The 1,810-nt window shown below is 45.9% G+C and carries 2 protein-coding genes; both read left to right on the top strand.

Annotation, left to right across the window (positions count from 1 at the left end; genetic code table 11):
* Positions 1 to 64: 64 nt before the first annotated feature.
* A complete protein-coding gene (locus RMO55_RS07915) occupies positions 65 to 340 on the top strand; it encodes a DUF6439 family protein (RefSeq protein WP_310425590.1) in 276 nt (91 codons plus the stop codon).
* A gap of 113 nt (positions 341 to 453) precedes the next feature.
* Positions 454 to 1,810, top strand: a 1,357-nt coding sequence (locus RMO55_RS07910; RefSeq protein ID WP_310425588.1) for an MBL fold metallo-hydrolase, incomplete at its 3' end; no start/stop codon positions are given.

Genomic DNA, 1,810 nt, shown 5'->3' with positions numbered 1-1,810 from the left:
ATGGCGAGAGATACAATTTAAGTAGCATTATTATTAATATGCCTAAATTTAGGTCAGAACTCCCATGTCTTCCATTCCAGACGATCTTACCACCCTAGAACTCGCTCAAGCCCTCGCCGAACGGCTGCGGATTGCCGAAACGGATTGGCATAGACTCAAATCCAATCGTCCCGCCCGCGCCCGCGAACAAGCCGCTGCTGCGCTGGTATTTTCACTCAAGGATAATCCCGATGAAGCCTTAGCCAGATTTTCCCAAGCTGTGGGTTGGTTAGATAAGTCTATTTCCGCGCCGCCTTGTCCATCTCATGGCGATCGAAAAAAGTTGACAGTAGATAGTTGAATTGATTAGGTTAAGTTAACCGATCGATAGTATTTTTGATAAAAATTTACAAAAGAATCGTGCAACAATAGAAACAAGCACCAAAAAAGTTTTAAAAGCAAAGGTGAATTACTATGGTATTACTGACCGATAAGATCCAAAAGCGGTTGACGATGCAGGTTGAGGAGATTGCTGAGAATACGACGGTAATGCGATCGCTCGACTGGGATCGCGATCGGTTTGATATTGAATTTGCGCTCGAAAATGGGACTACTTATAACTCCTTCCTGATTCGGGGCGAAAAGATCGCCTTAGTAGATACTTCCCACGCCAAGTTTCGCCAGATTTATTTGGATACCTTATTAGGATTAATCGATCCCGCAGATATTGATTATTTAGTCGTCAGTCATACGGAACCAGATCATAGTGGTTTAGTTAAAGACTTATTGCAACTTAACCCGAACATTATCGTCGTCGGTGCAAAGGTAGCGATCCAATTCCTTGATAACTTGATCCATCAGCCTTACCAGCAGAAGATGGTCAAAAATGGCGATCGATTGGACTTAGGCAATGGGCATGAATTAGAATTTGTCTCAGCTCCCAATCTCCATTGGCCAGATACCATTCTCACCTACGACCATCATACCCAAACCCTGTTCACTTGCGACGTATTTGGGATGCACTATTGTGATGACCAGATCTATGATGAAGATCTGGCAATTTTAGATAAAGATTATCAGGTTTATTATGACTGTTTAATGGGGCCAAATGCTCGATCGGTATTAGCCGCAATCAAACGCATGGGCGACTTACCACCGATCGCTACAATTGCCACCGGACATGGGCCATTATTAAAATATAATATTACCGAACTCGTCGGACGGTATCAAGAGTGGAGTCAAACCCAAGCCAAAGCCACAACGATGGCAGTGATATTCTACATCTCCGAGTACGGACATAGCGATTTAATTGCCAATTCGATCGGTCAAGGTATCGCCAAAACAGGCGTAGGCGTAGAACTGATCGACTTACGCGAATCAGATCCTCACGAAGTTCGCGAACTAGTAAATATCGCCGCTGGCGTAGTCGTGGGAATGCCCCCCCAGTCAGGCGTAGATGCTACTCAAACTCAAGCCTTAGTCAGTACGATCTTAGCTGCAATTAACGCCAAACAAAACTTCGGACTATTTGAATCTGGCGGTGGTGACGACGAATCAGTTTATTTGCTCCGAAACAAACTGCGCGAAATCGGTGTGCGTGAAGCCTTCGAGCCAATTCGGATCGAAACTGCCCCTACCGAAAATACCTACCAACTCTGTGAAGAAGCAGGCACAGATCTAGGACAATGGTTGACACGCGATCGCAGCATCAAGCAGATGAAATCCCTCGATAACGATCTCGACAAAGCCTTGGGGCGCATCAGCGGCGGACTCTACATCATCACCGCCAAACGCGGCGAAGCCACCAGTGCCATGTTAGCATCCTGGGTCG

It is taken from the genome of Chamaesiphon sp. VAR_48_metabat_135_sub, from assembly GCF_031418915.1.
In the GTDB taxonomy this organism is placed as follows: domain Bacteria; phylum Cyanobacteriota; class Cyanobacteriia; order Cyanobacteriales; family Chamaesiphonaceae; genus Chamaesiphon.
The sequence above is the reverse complement of the archived record's forward strand: the minus strand, read 5'-3'. Positions and strand labels throughout refer to the sequence as shown.